General features: G+C 41.1%; 19 protein-coding genes. 6 read left to right on the top strand and 13 right to left on the bottom strand.

All coding sequences use genetic code 11. The features are described 5' to 3' along the window. Window positions 1-86: 86 nt before the first annotated feature. A complete protein-coding gene (locus EGS71_RS12685; protein ID WP_000143937.1) occupies window positions 87-1,511 on the top strand; it encodes a PLP-dependent aminotransferase family protein in 1,425 nt (474 codons plus the stop codon). A 2-nt stretch (window positions 1,512-1,513) separates the two neighbouring features. Here EGS71_RS12685 and ahr read toward each other — a convergent pair whose 3' ends face one another. From ahr to EGS71_RS12645, 8 genes are all read right to left on the bottom strand, one after another. Then, on the bottom strand, window positions 1,514-2,542 hold the full coding sequence (gene ahr, locus EGS71_RS12680; RefSeq protein ID WP_000069848.1) for an NADPH-dependent aldehyde reductase Ahr: 1,029 nt from the start codon (window positions 2,540-2,542) through the stop codon (window positions 1,514-1,516). A gap of 38 nt (window positions 2,543-2,580) precedes the next feature. Continuing rightward, complete coding sequence (locus EGS71_RS12675; protein WP_000857029.1) at window positions 2,581-3,141, bottom strand: DNA-3-methyladenine glycosylase I; 561 nt, start codon at window positions 3,139-3,141, stop codon at window positions 2,581-2,583. Between the two features lie 30 nt (window positions 3,142-3,171). Next, a complete protein-coding gene (locus EGS71_RS12670; protein ID WP_001287365.1) occupies window positions 3,172-3,417 on the bottom strand; it encodes a hypothetical protein in 246 nt (81 codons plus the stop codon). A 9-nt stretch (window positions 3,418-3,426) separates the two neighbouring features. Next, complete coding sequence (locus EGS71_RS12665) at window positions 3,427-3,963, bottom strand: M23 family metallopeptidase (protein ID WP_001253744.1); 537 nt, start codon at window positions 3,961-3,963, stop codon at window positions 3,427-3,429. A 47-nt stretch (window positions 3,964-4,010) separates the two neighbouring features. After that, entirely contained in the window at window positions 4,011-5,045 is a 1,035-nt protein-coding gene (mutY, locus tag EGS71_RS12660) for an A/G-specific adenine glycosylase (protein WP_001288810.1), read from the bottom strand. Between the two features lie 140 nt (window positions 5,046-5,185). Then, window positions 5,186-5,548 (bottom strand): HIT family protein, encoded by a 363-nt coding sequence (locus EGS71_RS12655; protein WP_000130110.1) that lies wholly within the window; start codon window positions 5,546-5,548, stop codon window positions 5,186-5,188. Between the two features lie 185 nt (window positions 5,549-5,733). Then, a complete protein-coding gene (locus EGS71_RS12650) occupies window positions 5,734-6,471 on the bottom strand; it encodes a dienelactone hydrolase family protein (protein WP_000100767.1) in 738 nt (245 codons plus the stop codon). A 171-nt stretch (window positions 6,472-6,642) separates the two neighbouring features. Beyond that, complete coding sequence (locus EGS71_RS12645; RefSeq protein ID WP_000490267.1) at window positions 6,643-6,801, bottom strand: DUF1328 domain-containing protein; 159 nt, start codon at window positions 6,799-6,801, stop codon at window positions 6,643-6,645. 194 nt (window positions 6,802-6,995) lie between these two features. On the opposite strand from EGS71_RS12645, the gene EGS71_RS12640 reads away from it, so the two are divergent. The 3 genes from EGS71_RS12640 to EGS71_RS12630 all read left to right on the top strand — a co-directional run bounded on the left by EGS71_RS12640 (window position 6,996) and on the right by EGS71_RS12630 (window position 10,107). Continuing rightward, window positions 6,996-7,454, top strand: a complete 459-nt coding sequence (locus EGS71_RS12640) for a YcgN family cysteine cluster protein (protein WP_000102817.1) — start codon at window positions 6,996-6,998, stop codon at window positions 7,452-7,454. Window positions 7,455-7,566: 112 nt separating this feature from the next. Further along, window positions 7,567-8,736, top strand: coding sequence for a PQQ-dependent sugar dehydrogenase (locus EGS71_RS12635; protein WP_002009408.1), 1,170 nt, complete (start codon window positions 7,567-7,569; stop codon window positions 8,734-8,736). Between the two features lie 105 nt (window positions 8,737-8,841). After that, window positions 8,842-10,107, top strand: coding sequence for a replication-associated recombination protein A (locus EGS71_RS12630; protein ID WP_001285406.1), 1,266 nt, complete (start codon window positions 8,842-8,844; stop codon window positions 10,105-10,107). Between the two features lie 15 nt (window positions 10,108-10,122). On the opposite strand, the gene EGS71_RS12625 is transcribed toward EGS71_RS12630, so the two are convergent. The 5 genes from EGS71_RS12625 to dapA form a co-directional block, all read right to left on the bottom strand. Further along, window positions 10,123-10,962: a formate/nitrite transporter family protein gene (locus EGS71_RS12625; RefSeq protein WP_000349494.1), complete on the bottom strand. Its 840-nt coding sequence runs from the start codon at window positions 10,960-10,962 to the stop codon at window positions 10,123-10,125. A 285-nt stretch (window positions 10,963-11,247) separates the two neighbouring features. Further along, entirely contained in the window at window positions 11,248-11,451 is a 204-nt protein-coding gene (locus EGS71_RS12620) for a hypothetical protein (protein ID WP_000418559.1), read from the bottom strand. 192 nt (window positions 11,452-11,643) lie between these two features. Then, window positions 11,644-12,363, bottom strand: coding sequence for a phosphoribosylaminoimidazolesuccinocarboxamide synthase (purC, locus tag EGS71_RS12615; protein WP_000917863.1), 720 nt, complete (start codon window positions 12,361-12,363; stop codon window positions 11,644-11,646). A gap of 37 nt (window positions 12,364-12,400) precedes the next feature. Further along, entirely contained in the window at window positions 12,401-13,003 is a 603-nt protein-coding gene (locus EGS71_RS12610; protein WP_001177091.1) for a hypothetical protein, read from the bottom strand. 15 nt (window positions 13,004-13,018) lie between these two features. After that, window positions 13,019-13,912: a 4-hydroxy-tetrahydrodipicolinate synthase gene (gene dapA / locus EGS71_RS12605; RefSeq protein WP_000193600.1), complete on the bottom strand. Its 894-nt coding sequence runs from the start codon at window positions 13,910-13,912 to the stop codon at window positions 13,019-13,021. Window positions 13,913-14,241: 329 nt separating this feature from the next. On the opposite strand from dapA, the gene pncA reads away from it, so the two are divergent. Together pncA and EGS71_RS12595 are read left to right on the top strand one after the other, a co-directional pair. Further along, window positions 14,242-14,886: a bifunctional nicotinamidase/pyrazinamidase gene (gene pncA, locus EGS71_RS12600; protein WP_000783437.1), complete on the top strand. Its 645-nt coding sequence runs from the start codon at window positions 14,242-14,244 to the stop codon at window positions 14,884-14,886. Window positions 14,887-14,940: 54 nt separating this feature from the next. Then, window positions 14,941-15,879: a bile acid:sodium symporter family protein gene (locus tag EGS71_RS12595; RefSeq protein ID WP_001275071.1), complete on the top strand. Its 939-nt coding sequence runs from the start codon at window positions 14,941-14,943 to the stop codon at window positions 15,877-15,879. The last annotated feature ends 126 nt before the right edge of the window (window positions 15,880-16,005 follow it).

The following is a 16,005-nucleotide window of genomic DNA, read 5'->3' as shown; positions in this document are numbered from 1 at the left end:
TTGCTACTCTCCGAGTTGATTTCCATAGCCTAAAGGTGTTCTATAAACCAGTACAGATACAGAAATTTTTAAAAAAGCAGCACAGAATGACTTTTCAATATCAGGTTCTTGCCAATCAATTAGCACATCGTATTTATCAAGATGAACTTAAACCTCATCAAAAGCTCATTTCCTTACGAGATTTTGCCCGTCAACAAGGTATTAGTTTAAGTACAGCAAAAAGTTGCTATGAATTACTTGAGGCGAGGGGACTCATTTATGTAAAGCCGAAGTCAGGTTATTTTGTAGTTGCTCGTACCCCATCCAGCCCTATTCCGGATAGTCCGGATTTCTTATCTTTGCCTCGGCATGTCTCAAATCTGGAGTTGCATAACCAAATTCAGGAAGCTGCCTTACAAAGTCATCTTGTACCTTTGGGATCGATTCAGTTAACGCCGCACTTTATTCCTGTAGAAGGTTTACGTCGTTCTATTCAACGTGCTTTAAAAAATTGTCAGCCTCAAGATTTTCTTTATTGTAATAAACAAGGTCATGAACAATTAAGAAAAGCGCTATCCGATCATTGGCGTGAAGATGGTATTTATATCGCACCAGAAGATATTTTTATTACCAATGGCTGTATGCCGGCTTTGTCTTTAGTGATTCAGAAGCTCACTGAAGTGGGCGATAGTATTCTTATTCCTACACCCACCTATAATGGTCATTTACAGTTATTAGCAAGTTTAAAACGACAAATTGTTGAGATTCCGGCAGATCATCGTGGCATTGATCTTGAGCGCTTAGAATCTTTAATGCAGCAAGGTTTGGCGAAGGTTTGCTTAATGACAGCCAATTATCAAAATCCTTTGGGATATTGCTTTAGCAATGCAGAGAAACAGAAGATTGCTGAATTAGCTGCAAAATATCAGTGTTTTATTATTGAAGACGATATTTTTGGTGAATGTGGCTACAGTAGCGAGCGACCATTACCCATTCGATATTGGGATCGCGAAGGTTATGTGATTTGGTGTGGTTCAGTGTCGAAGTCTTTGTCGAGTGCGTATCGAGTAGGATGGTTTTGTTTAACGACAAAGTTAGAATATTTAAAGCTTGAACTGCTGGTAAGTAATATTGGCGTGAATACACCCTTGCAGTTAGGTCTAGCTGATTTTATTTATAGTCGTGGTTATCGAGAGCATTTAGAGCAGTTAAGACCCAACTTGATGCGACAAGTCGAAGAATACCGTAGCTGTATTTTAAAAGCCTTTGAAGGTATACCAATTGCATTGAGCCAGCCCGAAGGCGGATATGCATTATGGATACAGTTACCTAAGAGTGTAGATAGTTTAGCGCTCTATTACACTGCCCAAGCTCAGGGAATTACTGTAGTACCGGGCCATGTTTTTGGTGAGGATGAACGCTATCGACATTTCATTCGTTTAAACGCAGGCCATGAGTTAACTGCAGATGTCCGCCAAGCAATTATGAGCTTGGCAGATTGGTCGCGACAACAGATGCAAACAGTGAGTTAGTTTTATTCTGCAAAGTCTGCTTTAAGCACAATGCGGTAGCGTGCTTGACCTGAGTGTAGACGTTCAATTGCTTCATTGAGCTGTGACATTGGAAATAGCTCAATTTGAGGCGCAATTTTTTTGCGTGCGGCAAACTTTAAAAGTTGGCGTAGAGCGGCAGGTGAACCTGTAGGTGAACCAGTTACTGATTTGGCACCATCAATGAGAGAACCTACAGAAACAGGAACAGGTTCTAGTGTGAGCCCTAAGAAGTGCAAAGAACCGTTTGGTGCTAGTGTAGAAATGAAAGCACGCCAATTTAAAGTCACATTCACGGTACTCAGCAATAAATCAAATTTACCCTTTTGAGCTTTTACCGCTTCTGTATCGCGGCTATTGACCACATGGTCGGCTCCCATTGCTTTGAGTTCTTCGGTTTTATCTGGGTTAGAACTAAACGCCGTAATTTCACAGCCCCACGCTTTAAGGAGCTTAATGGCGATATGACCCAAACCACCAATACCAATCACACCCACGTGATGTGTTGCCTGTATTTTGTGTTTGAGTAATGGGTCAAAAACGGTAATTCCGCCGCAAAGTAAAGGGCCTGCACTTTCTGGGTCTAAATCTTCGGGAAGGGGAATGGCCCATTGCCAGCCTGCACGAACCTTATCGGCAAAGCCACCCGCATGTCCCACGATTGTTGCTACATTTTCGCCCGTACAAAGAACTTGCTGACCGCCAATACACTCATCACAGGCTTGGCAACTTTCGGCGGTCCAGCCAATACCGACACGTTGCCCAATTTGTAGTCCTTTGGCTTCTGAGCCTAAAGCAACAATTCGTCCAGTAATTTCATGGCCTGCAACTACAGGGTACACGGTTGAGCGCCATTCATTATTTAAAACAGAAATATCAGAATGACACAAACCACAGTATTCAACTTTTACCTCAACCTGATGCGGTTGTAATTCACCTGCATCAAATTGGTATGGGACCAGTTTTTCACCTGCCTGCATTGCAGCATAAGCCTGAATCGTATTATTGCTCATCGGAAACTCCTTAAGCGGATTTGAACCGTTCTGGTGGGTTAGGAAGCTTTAAATTGACAATCGTTTTCATGGTCATTGACCATACCCACTGCCTGCATAAAAGCATAGCAGGTGGTTGGACCAACAAATTTGAAACCATTTTTTTTGAGCGTTTTGGAAAGTTTTAGGCTGAGCTCAGTTTGAGCAGGGGCCTTACGATAATCTGCAACATCATTGTTTTGTGGCGCTGCATCTACAAACTGCCAAAGCCATTTAGAAACATCACCAACTTGGGCTTTAAGGGCTTGCCAAGCAATCGCATTATCGCGAATGGCTTTGAGTTTGCCTAAGTGACGAATTAAGCCTGCATCGGATAGTTTTGTTTCTAAAAAGTCATCCGTAAATGCGGCAATGTCAGCAATAGGATGATTAAAAAAGTGCTGGCGGTAGCTTTCTCTTTTTTTTAGTACGGTAATCCAAGATAGACCTGCTTGTTGTCCTTCAAGACAGAGCATTTCAAATAATCGGGCTTCGTCGTGTTCTGGTTTGCCCCATTCTTCATCATGGTAAGCAATATAGAGTGGATCATCGGAACACCATCTGCAGCGTTGAGTTTTCATGATGATGCTCCTTATATTTATCTTGGTATTTTAGAGTTTGAATGGTACCCATTCATTTGGGCGAGTATCCCAATAATACAGTTCAGCTTGAGTTAAGTCTTCAAACTTTAGCCAAAAGTCTTTGCCAACTTTATCTGAAAAACCGGTACTGATCAGTAGGGCATCATCACTGATTTCCATGATCCAGCCTTGATAGCTATTGCCATTTAAAATGATCTTTTGCTGGTTGCCAGACTCGGCAAACTCTACTAAGCGATTGATCAGCGCTTCCGACATAAAATGTTCCTAGCGTAAATATGAATAAGGATTAACAGCACCACGACCTTTACCATCTAAGTAAAGACCATAATGAAGATGAGGTGAAGTATAACGTGCATTGCCCGTGTTGCCGACATAACCAATGAGGTCACCCTTTTTGACATAGTCGCCTACGTTTAAGCCACGTTTATGTCCATCAAGATGAGCATAATAATGCCATGTTCCTGCCGGGCCTAAAATCCAGATCACTTTGCCACCCAAGTTGTTATTACGAAGATCGGCAATGAGCCCTTCAGTTGCACTGTACACTTTGGTTCCACGTGGAGCCAAAATATCAATTCCTTCGTGGCTACGGCCCTGACTCCGAGCAGCTCCCCATGTGTCTTTTAGCTCATCTCGATCGACACCTTTTACCGGAACAGGAAGCCGACTTGGAAGCTGCATACTCTTGAGTTTGCTAACTTGGGCTGGTGAAAGCGGGGCAGGTTTTTTAGGCGCACTGGCACAGGCTGCCAATAGAATAATGAGAAAACCAAGTGAGAGATGGGAAACTAAACGTCGCACAAAATACTCCCTGTCACAGCCATATCAAAATTATTTTGCTCACTATGTCATGAACGGCTTGTCGAGATCAATTTTTTCATAGCAGTTGGAACACCTTTAGCAATAGCTTGTTCTGGACTCAGCCATTGGCCTTCAAGTTCAATCGCCAGATGTTCTTTTTGATCAGGTTCCACGTGGAACACATGAGCATTAAGTAACCATGTGAAGTGAGTAAAGCTATGACTGATCTGAAAAGTTTGTGGTTGAGGTTGTAGCTTAAATTGCTGACTTAATTTCAAGCGTTCATGTTCATTTTCTAAAATAGGTAAACAAAATAAACCGCCCCATAGACCATGAGCTTGGCGTTGTTGCCAGAACCATTCATCTTCGCACTGAATAATAAGAACATCTGCCGTTTTAACAGGCGGTGTTTTTTTCGGTTTTTTAAAAGGTAATTCTTGTTCTAAACCTTGCTGGTAAGCCTGACAATGAGCTTGCATTGGGCAATATAAACAAAGAGGTTTTTTAGGCGTACAGATGGTCGCACCCAAGTCCATAATTGCTTGAGTGTAGTCATGATTGCGTTGGGTGGGACAAAGCTCTTCAGCCAGTTTCCACATTTCACGTTCGTGCTGTGGTTTGCTTAAGTCATCTTCAATGGCAAAGAAGCGAGCTAAAACGCGTTTCACGTTGCCATCCATAATCACGCCATACTGACGTAAACCTAAAGACATGAGTGCACCTGCGGTCGAGCGACCAATGCCCGGTAGTGCAATCCATTCTTCTAGGGTTTCAGGAAATTTGCCTTGCTGTGCTACAAGGCGGGCAGCTTTATGCAAATTGCGGGCACGAGCGTAATAGCCAAGACCTGCCCAATAAGGGGCGACTTCATCCCAAGTTGCATAGCCTAAAGCTTCTACAGTTGGGAAGCGCTCCATAAAGCGGTCAAAATATTGCAGAACTGTTTTTACCTGAGTTTGCTGTAACATAATTTCAGAAACCCAAACTTTGTATGGATCATCTGCGACTTGCCAAGGCAAATCATGCCGACCATGTTGATCGAACCAGTTTAAGAGGGCATCAGAAAAAGAAAATTCAGACATGAACAGCTATAGAAGAAAAGTAAGGGCTAAATTATAGCTGAAATTTAGGTGAAATTTTGTTTAAAGCAAACGAAGAAAATGGACATATGAAAACAGGGCCTACATCAAAAATGTAGTCCCTGTTCTATGGGTAAAAAGGATTAATCCTTTTGTACACCCCAACGTTGATCAAGTTTCAACGGTTGATTTTTGTAATATGGAATGACATGAATGTGGAAATGGTCAGAAGTCTGTCCAAACACTTCACCATCATTAAAGCCAATATGGAAACCGTCTGGCTGATGGCGAAGCTGGGTTTCATGACGGGCAATTTCAAGAAGTGTCAGTAAGCCTTGGTGCTCTTTAGACGTAATATCAAAAAACGAGCTGACATGGCGTAGTGGAGTCACTACACAGTGACCTTTAGACAACGGATTTGGGTCTGGCAAAATTACAGCAAATTCATTCTTATCAATGATGTCATATTCATCAAAATCGCAATACGGACATTTCTTGTCAGTCATTGTTGTATCCTCTCATGTTATTCCATTAAACCCCGAGTGCGGGAAATAAGACTAGGCTTTGCTCTAGCTCAACGGGAGTATATTTATTGAAGTATGGTTTAAAAAATACAGTAAAAATATTGCAAAGTCATAAACATTTAAGGGAGCAAATGCGAAAAATGCCATTTGCTCCAAATTTGCTTCTTTTATTTTAAAGTACGTTCTAATAAAGCGTACATTTTAGCAAGGCCTTGTTTTTCCGCTTCGCTGTTGTAGCCAAGGTCTACACCATTCGCTTTAGCTCTTTCATCTGCAAGCGGGTTACTAAAGCCATGTTTAGCATCTTTTAAAACCACTACCTCATGTTTAACCTCAGCAGCTTGCATCTCTTTTTCAAAATTAGCAACATCTTCTAAGGTGACCATGCTGTCTAGTTCACCATGTAGAACCAATACCTCACCTTGAATGTTGCCTTTTTGAGCAGGAGCCTTAGGAGCTAATGTACCATGAAATGTCGCAGTTGCTTTGAGGGGAGCACCTGAGCGAGCTAGATCGAGTACCACTTTGCCACCATAGCAAAAACCTACCGCTGCAAGTTTTTCACTATTTACTTCCGGTTGAGCAGCCAAAGTCTGAAGCCCTGCGTTGGCACGATCAGTCACAGTGTCTAGATCTTCAAATGTCTGCATCATCCATTCATAAGCTTGAGCTGCAGTCGTTGTTACTTTTTTATCGCCATACATGTCAATTGCAAGTGCAGCATAACCGTGTTCAGCAAGTTCACGCGCACGTTGTTCAGTGTATTCGTTACGACCCCACCACTCAGGACCAATAATGACACCTGGTACAGGTGTTTCACTTTCTGGAGCCGCAAAGTAACCAATTAAATGGCTACCATCTGGTGCAGTATATTGAATTTCACGGGTTTTAATTGCTGTACTCATGACATTAATCCTGAAATTAAATTCGATTTAAATACGCTTGATTAAAGCATAAAAAATAAAAGCCATATAAATAACTATGTAAAAAACTACATCAAAAGAAAAGCATAGAAATATTTATGCAATAAAAAAAGAAGGAACGAGTTCCTTCTTTTTGATATGGTCATGATTAAATTAAGTTCGGCCTCGCGAAATAAAACCAATAACAGCGAGAATTACAGCTATCACTAATAAAATCACGGCAAAGTCTTTAGATAACCCTGCAACACCACCAAACCCTAATAGACTGGCAATGAGTGCAATCACTGCAAAAATTATTGCCCAACGGAACATATGCTGTCCTCCTTATTTTTCATTGTCTTTTTACTATATAGCGTGTTTTTTGCACGAAATGTGTCGTTTATGTGGTTGAAATGTATATTAAACAATCATTTTGTGATGCCAAAAATACGGCTTCTTTTCTTAAGACCAGCGTACTTCAATGCTATAATCTGATTTTGCTTGATCTATATAGCCGTTAAAATCTTATGTCTACCGAGACCTCACTTCGTCCATTGTTTTGGAAAAATTATACGCTAGAGCAACTGACTCAGGCTGAGTGGGAGGCACTGTGTGATGGATGCGGATTGTGCTGTTTGGTCAAGCTAGAAGATGAAGATACACATGAAGTTGCGTACACCAAAGTGGCGTGCAAGTTACTTGATTGCAATACTGGACGTTGTTCTGACTACCCAAACCGTCAGCAGCAAGTACCCGACTGTTTACAACTAACACCGGAAACCTTAAAAACCATACACTGGCTGCCATCGAGCTGTGCCTATAAACGTTTGAATGAAGGCAAAAATTTACCTTCTTGGCACTATTTAAATACGGGTTCCAGACAAAGCGTAGTGAAAGCGAAAAAGTCGGTAGCAGGGCGTTGTATTCCTGAAACTGATGTACATGAAGATGATATCGAAGATTATGTGGTGCGTTGGGTGCGTTAATACGCTCCCGATGAGCATTTTTAATTACAGCGTATAATAAAGTAACATTTTTATCGTAAATTTTTTAATCATCTCCGTTATATAAAAATAAAAGCAAAAGGAGATAAAAATGATGAGACGATTAGCAGCCCCCTTATTATGTAGTAGTTTCTTCTTGTTAATGGCCTGTGGCTCTAATAATACTAATTCAAAAAATCCTGAACAAAATACAACTGCAAAAACAGAGCAGACCAGTGCTGCCAAACAAACTTATCAGGTCGAGGCAGTCGCACATTTTAATGAGCCTTGGGCGATCACCAGTTTGCCTGATCAGCGGTTATTGGTGACTGAACGGCAAGGTAAGCTAAAAATTTTTAATCCACAAAATAAACAGATGTTGAATGTCCAAGGTATTCCAGCCGTAAGTTATGGTGGGCAGGGCGGTTTAGGTGATGTAGCCTTGCACCCGGACTTTGCCAAAAACCACTGGATATATCTTAGTTATGCAGCCAAAGGGCAAGGTGGGTCTGGTGCAGTGATTTCACGTGCGAAACTAGATTTATCTAATCCTAATCAGCCAAAACTCACCGATATAAAGCAGATTTGGCAGCAAGTACCTAAAGTCTCAGGACAAGGCCATTATGGGCATCGCATGCTTTTTGGTGCAGATGGTAAGCTTTGGGTCAGTTCAGGCGAGCGTCAAAAGTTTGACCCTGCCCAAAATATGAAAAGCAACTTGGGCAAAATCTTGCGTTTAAATGATGACGGTTCAGCAGCCTTAGGTAACCCTTTTTATGAGCAAGGCGGTGTCACTGCTGAAATATGGTCACTTGGACATCGTAACCCATTAGGAATGGCCTTTGACCGTAAAGGACAGCTATGGGTGGTTGAGATGGGGCCTAAAGGTGGTGATGAGCTTAATATTATTACCAAAGGCGAAAACTATGGTTATCCGATTGTTTCAAATGGAGATCATTATTCAGGGCAGCCTATTCCAGATCATCACACGCGCCCAGAGTTTAAAGCGCCAGAAATTGACTGGACTCCTGTAATCTCACCGTCGAGCTTAATTATTTATCGCGGACAACAATTTCCTGCATGGCAAAATAAAGCTTTAATTGGCGGGTTATCTTCAGAAGCAATTGTTGTTGTAGATTTAGAGCATAAGCCCGTAAAAGAAGTACAAAGATTAGAGATGAAGCAACGTATTCGTGGGTTACATGAAGCACAAGACGGTTCAATTTGGGTAATTGAAGATGGCCCCAATGCTCGTTTACTCAAGCTGAGTAAGAAACCCTCTTAATGCTAGGAAATACCCTGTAAATAAAGGATGTGTCTCATAGATTCAAATTGTAGATTTCTGTGAGACACAATAGACTATAGTGAAAAGACGATAAAGCTATTTGAGATGTCAGACACCCATATTCCACTTCCTGAACGCCTGCGCCCGAGAGACTTGTCTGAAATTATTGGGCAAGATCATTTGTTAGGTGAACATGCGCCCTTACGTCAAATGATTGATCAGGGACATTTGCCTTCTATTATTTTTTGGGGGCCGCCAGGCGTCGGTAAAACGACAATTGCTTTGCTTTTAGCTCAGGCAATAGATCGTCCATTTGTGAGCTTATCTGCGCTAAATACGGGCGTAAAAGAATTACGTGAAGTGATTGCAGAAAGTGGTGACTTACTGACACCTGTAGTTTTTATTGACGAAATCCATCGCTTTAATAAATCACAGCAAGATGCATTATTAGGTGCCGTAGAAAAAGGTAAAATTACCTTAATTGGCGCCACCACTGAAAACCCGTCTTTTGAAGTCAATAGTGCACTTTTATCACGCTGTCAGGTCTATACCTTAAACAGTTTAGACAGTGAAGCAATTCAGACGCTACTTAACAATGCACTCCAAAACGATAAATTTTTAAAAGAACGTTATATTCATATTGAAGAGTATGATGCTCTTTTACAGTTTGCAGCAGGTGATGCCCGTAAAGCACTCAATTTACTTGACTTAATTGCAAGTACTTTTGAGCCCGAAGTTGAAAATACGATTAATAATGCAGTTGTAGTAAAAGTCGCTCAGCAAAATATTGCGCGTTATGACAAATCGGGTGAACAGCATTACGACCTCGTTTCTGCCTTTATCAAATCGATTCGTGGTAGTGATCCGGATGCGGCTTTGTACTGGATGGCGCGGATGCTTAAAGGCGGGGAAGATCCGGTTTTTATTGCAAGACGTATGTTGATTGCCGCTTCAGAAGACATTGGAAACTCGAATCCAAATGCACTATTGCTTGCAGGTGAATGTTTCCGTTCTGTACAGGCGGTGGGAATGCCTGAGGCTCGAATTATTTTGGGCCAAACAGCAGTTTATTTAGCGACCAGTGCAAAAAGTAATAGTACTTACCTCGCAATTAATAAGGCCTTAGAACTTGCTGAGAAAACGGCAAATTTACCAGTACCTTTACACTTGAGAAATGCGCCAACCAAACTGATGAAACAGCAAGGTTATGGAATTAATTATCTCTATCCTCATGACTACCCAGAGCACTTTGTGTTGCAAGACTACTTGCCACCTGAGTTAAAGGGAACCAAACTCTATGAGTCGGCGAGAAACAAGCGTGAAGTTGAAGGTGAACGCCTACAACAACGCAGATGGCAGCAGGAACAATAGTTTTATTGTTTCCTGCTATTGTTCCAATTCTTCAGTCACCTGACCATAAATCAGCAGGGTAAACACGCCTGTACCACCAATAATATTGCCAATGGTGGTTGGAATCAGGAAATTAAACAGATATTCACCAAGAGAAGCTTCTCCTTGCCAGACCAGATAGGACATTTCGGTAGAGCCAACGACCACATGGGTAAAGTCGCCTAGTCCTATTAGATAAGTCATGAAAAAGATGACTAGGAATTTATTGCTGACGGAAGGTAGCATCCAGACCAATGCAGCAATTAAAAGACCAGACATAACCCCTTTAAGCAGATTTTGGGTGGCGGAAAAAGACGCAACATGATGTGCGAGCTCATCTAGTGCTTTATCAATGTTTGGAGTAAACAGGTCGGTGGTCAGGAAGAATAAACTCGCCAAAGCTGTTCCAATAATATTGCATAGAATCACGATTCCCCATAGACGGCCTACAGCTCGTAATTTGTCTAAGGTAAAGGGCTTAAATAGGGGCACAACTGTAGTAATGGTATTTTCGGTAAAGAGCTGCATGTGTCCTAAAATAGCGATCAGGAATCCAATGGTATAACCGAAATTGGTAATTAAATCGGTCCAGATGGCATCAGTTGGGATATAAGAAGCAATAATCGCTTTAAATACAAATGAAAAACTGATGACTAGACCTGCTGCAATGCCTGAAAAGATGAGCGCGGCTGTTGGGCGATCTAACTCTTCGGCACCATCACGGCGGATAATTTCATACACTAAACGGGGCGACAGTTTCTCGTGTTCTTCAACTGCCATTTTTTCACGCCAGCTTAGGGTTTGATCGACTTTCTCTTCTTCTAGTTCATGGTCCATCAGGTTTACTCCTCACTGAATAAATAATTTATATTTATCGTTTTTTATTTATTGTTAAGGCAGTGCTCAGGATAAATCTAGAAGATTCCTACCAGCTTTATGTGTTTTTTTATAAATTGAACACTCTGGGGGTAAGCGAACTAGAACAATAATGCATGAAGAAAAGAATCGACCAGACCTGAGAGAAAAGTTAAGTATAAGAAAAGATAGCAAACTCAATCAGCCTGCTATAAAAAGTGTAAAGTTGAAGCTAGGCGCTTGTAGTCATGAAAATGGCAACAATAATTAAAACAAGGTATATGCTCTCAAGGTACGTATGAGTTTCATATAGTCGCCTTGGGAAGCTTCAGAAATGACAGTTTCGATTTCAGCTTGGCTCCATCCTTGCTTTAAGGCAGAGTGGCTAAAATTAGATAAAATTACTAATGGATTTTCACCAAAATGGATTGGATGATTCATTAATCTCTTTTCAGGCTTAAATAGTTCCATAGACTCATCCTATTTAAAAATTTAATTATTGTGATGCAATTTATATTTTTTTTGATTTTAGTGCCTTGTTTTGAGATTGTGCAAGTCATAATTTAATTAAATATACAAATCTGTCTACTTTTCCTAAATTCTAGGGTGCTGAAAATAAAAAAACCGAGCTGAAATGCTCGGTTTTTTATAAAGTTGAGCTGATTAGATGTCAGATAAATCTACGCCTAAACGAGCAGCAACTTCTTCATAAGCTTCAACAACACCGCCTAAGCCTTGACGGAAACGGTCTTTGTCGAGTTTTTTCTTAGTATCTTTGTCCCATAAACGGCAACCGTCTGGAGAGAATTCGTCACCAAGTACGATACGATCATGGAAAACACCAAATTCAAGTTTGAAGTCCACCAAAATCATGTTGCCTTCAGCAAATAATGCTTTTAATACATCATTTACTTTATAAGTTAACACTTTCATTTGTTCTAACTGTTCAGCAGTTGCCCAACCTAAAGCAATCGCTTGAGATTCGTTAACCATTGGATCGCCTAGGCCATCATCTTTGTAGAACAATTCAAATGTAGGAGGAGTTAACTCTTTACCTTCTTCTACACCTAAACGACGGCATAGAGAACCTGCTGCATAGTTACGGATTACACATTCAACAGGAATCATTTGAAGTTTTTTAACAAGAACTTCAGTTGGAGAAAGCAATTTTTCAAAATGCGTTTCGATACCCGCTTCAGCAAGTTTTTCCATGATGAAGGCGTTAAAACGGTTGTTCACCTTGCCTTTACGATCTAGTTGTTCGATTTTTTCGCCATTGAACGCAGAGGCATCATCACGAAAGACTAAAATCAGATGGTCGGCATTGTCTGTTTCATATACAGATTTTGCTTTACCAGTATAGAGCAAGGTTTGTTTTAACATGAGGGAACCTTTTTTAAAAAAAATGCCTAGTAAACGACTAGGCTGGCCAATTTTGGTAAATCTGGTTTAACACTTCTGCGGCAACATCAGGGCTGGCAAAAGTGTTATCTGGATTAAATAGAGCAAGGCTATGACTAGAGCCAACACCTGTGAGCTTAAGCACATATGTATTGTCATTTACTTTAATCGTCGCTTGATTGTTACCTTGAGCGATGACGTTGTAATTTAACGTGCTTAACGTAGCTTTGGTGTATTGCCAAATCTCGGCAGTACTTCCATCAATTTTTAACAGTGGATTTTTATTACCATCTGTCACAAGTTGAGGGCGACCAAGCGCACTACCTGTTTGAGCAGATGCATCTGCTGTCGTATCAGTTTGAAGTGGTTCAGGACGTGGCAATGCAAAACGATTGCCACGCTTGTTTTCAAACTTCGGTGCGTGATCGATAGCAAGCTGGTCTACTGTTGGTGCAGGATACAAAGGTGTCGCTGGTCGTACAGTTGCATCGGCAGGGTACTCAAGTGGGGCGAGTTGCTTTGCATTTTTATAATCTAAAGAGTGATTATTGAGTGCGAAGCGACCACAGCCAGCTAAACTTAAGGCTGAAACTGCAAGGACTAAACCAAGACGTAATTGCATCATAAATTGCTCTTATTAAATAATTCCCGCATCTTTTAGGGCATTGCGGAGAGGTTCGCGATATTGCTCAGCGAGAGGAGTGAGTGGTAAACGAATACCAGTATCAATCAGTCCCATCTCATGTAGTGCCCATTTCACAGGAATTGGGTTTGATTCGCAAAATAGAATATTGTGTAAATTTGCAATCTTATTGTTAAGCGTCTTTGCTTGTTGCTCATCTTTTGCAATTGCAACCGCACATACTTCGCTCATTGCTTTAGGTGCAATGTTTGCAGTAACCGAGATATTACCGTCTGCGCCAAGAAGCATAAGTTCCCATGCAGTTTCATCGTCACCTGAGTACACAGCCATCTTGCCGTTTAAAGCATCAATTAAAGCTTTACCGCGTGGTACGTCACCTGTTGCATCTTTAATGCCGACAATATTTGGAATTTCCGCTAAACGAACAGCTGTATCGTTTGACAAATCTACACCTGTACGACCAGGTACGTTGTAAAGAATAAGCGGTAATTCAACAGCTTCAGCAATCGCTTTATAGTGTTGGTAAAGGCCTTCTTGAGTCGGCTTGTTATAGTATGGGGTTACAAGTAAAGCTGCATCTGCGCCAAGGTCTTTGGCAGCTTTAGTTAATTCGATTGCTTCACGGGTTGAGTTTGCACCAGTACCGGCAATAATTGGAATACGTTTGTTGGCTACACGAATAATTTCTTTAATAACCTGTGTGTGCTCTTCCATGCTCAATGTTGAGGCTTCGCCGGTTGTACCGACGGCTACAATACTGTTTGTACCTTGTTCTATGTGCCACTCAACCAGCTTCTCAAGACTCTTCCAATCTACACCGCCATCTTTCAACATGGGAGTGACGATTGCGACGATTGAGCCTTGAATGGTCTGTGCTTGCTGAGTCATTTTAAAAAATATCCTATTTATCCATCCGAATCTGAGGTAAGAAAAACAAAATGTGGGATGGTTGCAGTATTTTGATTGTCCAGTTCTAACAATAACAGATTGTTGAATGACAATTATGCAAATTATGACTGATCAGACGCATAAGAACAATATGCTTGACTGATAAACCCTATGTAAACTTGAGCAAAACATAGAATGCCAATTTGATCATTTCAAGTAAAAGACAGTAAAAATGAGAATATAGTGCAATTCTTCCAACCTCTACTTAACACGGTCTTTTTTATGGCAAGATAAAATGCATATTTTTCCCGAATGGGTCTTAAGATGGCATGAAAATGAATAAACAACCACAAAATTCGGCTTTAGTCGTAGTTGACGTGCAAAATGGTTTTACCCCTGGTGGAAACCTAGCAGTTGCCGACGCCGATACGATTATTCCAACCATTAACCAATTGGCAGGTTGTTTTGAAAATGTAGTCCTCACTCAAGACTGGCATCCGGATAATCATATTTCTTTTGCAGCCAACCATCCGGGCAAGCAGCCATTTGAAACGATTGAACTGGATTATGGATCACAGGTGCTTTGGCCTAAGCATTGTATACAAGGCACTCATGATGCCGAATTTCATCCGGATTTAAATATCCCGACAGCTCAACTGATTATCCGAAAAGGTTTTCATGCTCATATTGATAGTTACTCGGCTTTTATGGAAGCTGACCACACCACAATGACAGGTTTAACGGGATATTTAAAAGAACGTGGTATTGATACGGTCTATGTGGTTGGAATTGCTACAGACTTTTGTGTCGCATGGACTGCTTTAGATGCGGTTAAGCAAGGCTTTAAAACTTTAGTAATTGAAGATGCGTGCAAAGGTATTGATCTTAATGGTTCATTAGAACAAGCGTGGCAAACTATGCAGCAACAAGGTGTTATCCGTATTCAATCGACTGATCTGTTGAATGAATGCTAGAGATACTGATTTTGATGCTTGGACTTTAATTGCGATTTGGTATGGATGAACAGTATGTCTGCATTACTCCGTTTTACTCAGTTTGTTCAAAAGACGTTTGCCCTATGGGTAATTATTTTTGCAGCTCTGGCGCTATGGCAACCTGAATTTTTTGTTTGGCTCAAAGCGTACATCCCATGGATTTTGGGCATTATTATGCTTGGCATGGGAATGACCATGACCGTTGATGATTTTAAAGGGGTACTACAAAGCCCTAAAGCTGTGTTAATTGGGGTTGTCGCGCAGTTTGTGGTGATGCCGGGCTTGGCATTTATTTTATGTAAATTATTTAATTTACCTCCTGAAATTGCGGTCGGCGTTATTTTAGTCGGTTGTTGCCCAGGAGGAACAGCTTCAAATGTCATTACCTATATGGCCAAAGGCAATGTGGCTTTATCGGTCGCCTGTACCTCGGTATCAACACTCTTGGCTCCTGTGTTAACACCTGCAATTTTCTATCTACTTGCTAGCCAATGGCTAAAGATTGACGCGGCTTCGATGTTTATTTCGATTTTGCAGGTTGTACTACTTCCGATTGTGATTGGGCTGATTTTGCGAACTTGGCTTAAACGTCAGGTTGAATCCTATATTCAAGTCATGCCATTAGTTTCAGTGATTGCAATTGTAGCGATTGTGGCAGCCATTATTGGTGGCAGTAAAGCAGCTATTTTACAGTCGGGTTTGCTCATTTTGGCGGTAGTGATATTGCATAATGGGCTTGGATATTTATTAGGTTTTGCCGCAGCGCGTTTCTTTAAATTGCCTTATGCGGACAGTAAAGCAATTGCGGTAGAAGTAGGAATGCAAAACTCAGGCTTAGGCGTGGCGCTTGCAGCAGTGCATTTTGCGGCTTCCCCGATTACAGCGGTACCAAGTGCTATTTTCAGCCTTTGGCATAATATTTCGGGTCCTGCACTTGCGACTTATTGGGCAAGTAAACACAAACAAGAATAACTGTATAAACAACATACATGACAAAAGAAGGCCAAACAGATAGTTTGGTCTTTTTATTTAAAGCACTTTTTATTTGAGCTGAATTTAAAACTGGTATGTCTTTTGCTTCGAATTGATGCACTAAAA

It is taken from the genome of Acinetobacter sp. FDAARGOS_559 (genome assembly GCF_003940475.1).
Taxonomy (GTDB): Bacteria; Pseudomonadota; Gammaproteobacteria; order Pseudomonadales; family Moraxellaceae; genus Acinetobacter; species Acinetobacter baumannii.
The sequence above is the reverse complement of the archived record's forward strand: the minus strand, read 5'-3'. Positions and strand labels throughout refer to the sequence as shown.

Bases quoted from the DNA above. Each gene is read 5' to 3' on its own strand.
- EGS71_RS12625 (WP_000349494.1), bottom strand. From the start codon at position 10,962: ATGGACCATGAACTAGAAGAAGAGAAAGTCGATCAAACCCTAAGCTGG.
- EGS71_RS12630 (WP_001285406.1), top strand. From the start codon at position 8,842: ATGTCAGACACCCATATTCCACTTCCTGAACGCCTGCGCCCGAGAGAC.
- pncA (WP_000783437.1), top strand. From the start codon at position 14,242: ATGAAAATGAATAAACAACCACAAAATTCGGCTTTAGTCGTAGTTGAC.
- EGS71_RS12655 (WP_000130110.1), bottom strand. From the start codon at position 5,548: ATGACTGACAAGAAATGTCCGTATTGCGATTTTGATGAATATGACATC.
- EGS71_RS12650 (WP_000100767.1), bottom strand. From the start codon at position 6,471: ATGAGTACAGCAATTAAAACCCGTGAAATTCAATATACTGCACCAGAT.
- purC (WP_000917863.1), bottom strand. From the start codon at position 12,363: ATGTTAAAACAAACCTTGCTCTATACTGGTAAAGCAAAATCTGTATAT.
- EGS71_RS12645 (WP_000490267.1), bottom strand. From the start codon at position 6,801: ATGTTCCGTTGGGCAATAATTTTTGCAGTGATTGCACTCATTGCCAGT.
- EGS71_RS12675 (WP_000857029.1), bottom strand. From the start codon at position 3,141: ATGAAAACTCAACGCTGCAGATGGTGTTCCGATGATCCACTCTATATT.
- EGS71_RS12620 (WP_000418559.1), bottom strand. From the start codon at position 11,451: ATGGAACTATTTAAGCCTGAAAAGAGATTAATGAATCATCCAATCCAT.
- EGS71_RS12595 (WP_001275071.1), top strand. From the start codon at position 14,941: ATGTCTGCATTACTCCGTTTTACTCAGTTTGTTCAAAAGACGTTTGCC.
- EGS71_RS12685 (WP_000143937.1), top strand. From the start codon at position 87: ATGACTTTTCAATATCAGGTTCTTGCCAATCAATTAGCACATCGTATT.
- dapA (WP_000193600.1), bottom strand. From the start codon at position 13,912: ATGACTCAGCAAGCACAGACCATTCAAGGCTCAATCGTCGCAATCGTC.
- mutY (WP_001288810.1), bottom strand. From the start codon at position 5,045: ATGTCTGAATTTTCTTTTTCTGATGCCCTCTTAAACTGGTTCGATCAA.
- EGS71_RS12670 (WP_001287365.1), bottom strand. From the start codon at position 3,417: ATGTCGGAAGCGCTGATCAATCGCTTAGTAGAGTTTGCCGAGTCTGGC.
- EGS71_RS12610 (WP_001177091.1), bottom strand. From the start codon at position 13,003: ATGCAATTACGTCTTGGTTTAGTCCTTGCAGTTTCAGCCTTAAGTTTA.
- ahr (WP_000069848.1), bottom strand. From the start codon at position 2,542: ATGAGCAATAATACGATTCAGGCTTATGCTGCAATGCAGGCAGGTGAA.
- EGS71_RS12635 (WP_002009408.1), top strand. From the start codon at position 7,567: ATGAGACGATTAGCAGCCCCCTTATTATGTAGTAGTTTCTTCTTGTTA.
- EGS71_RS12640 (WP_000102817.1), top strand. From the start codon at position 6,996: ATGTCTACCGAGACCTCACTTCGTCCATTGTTTTGGAAAAATTATACG.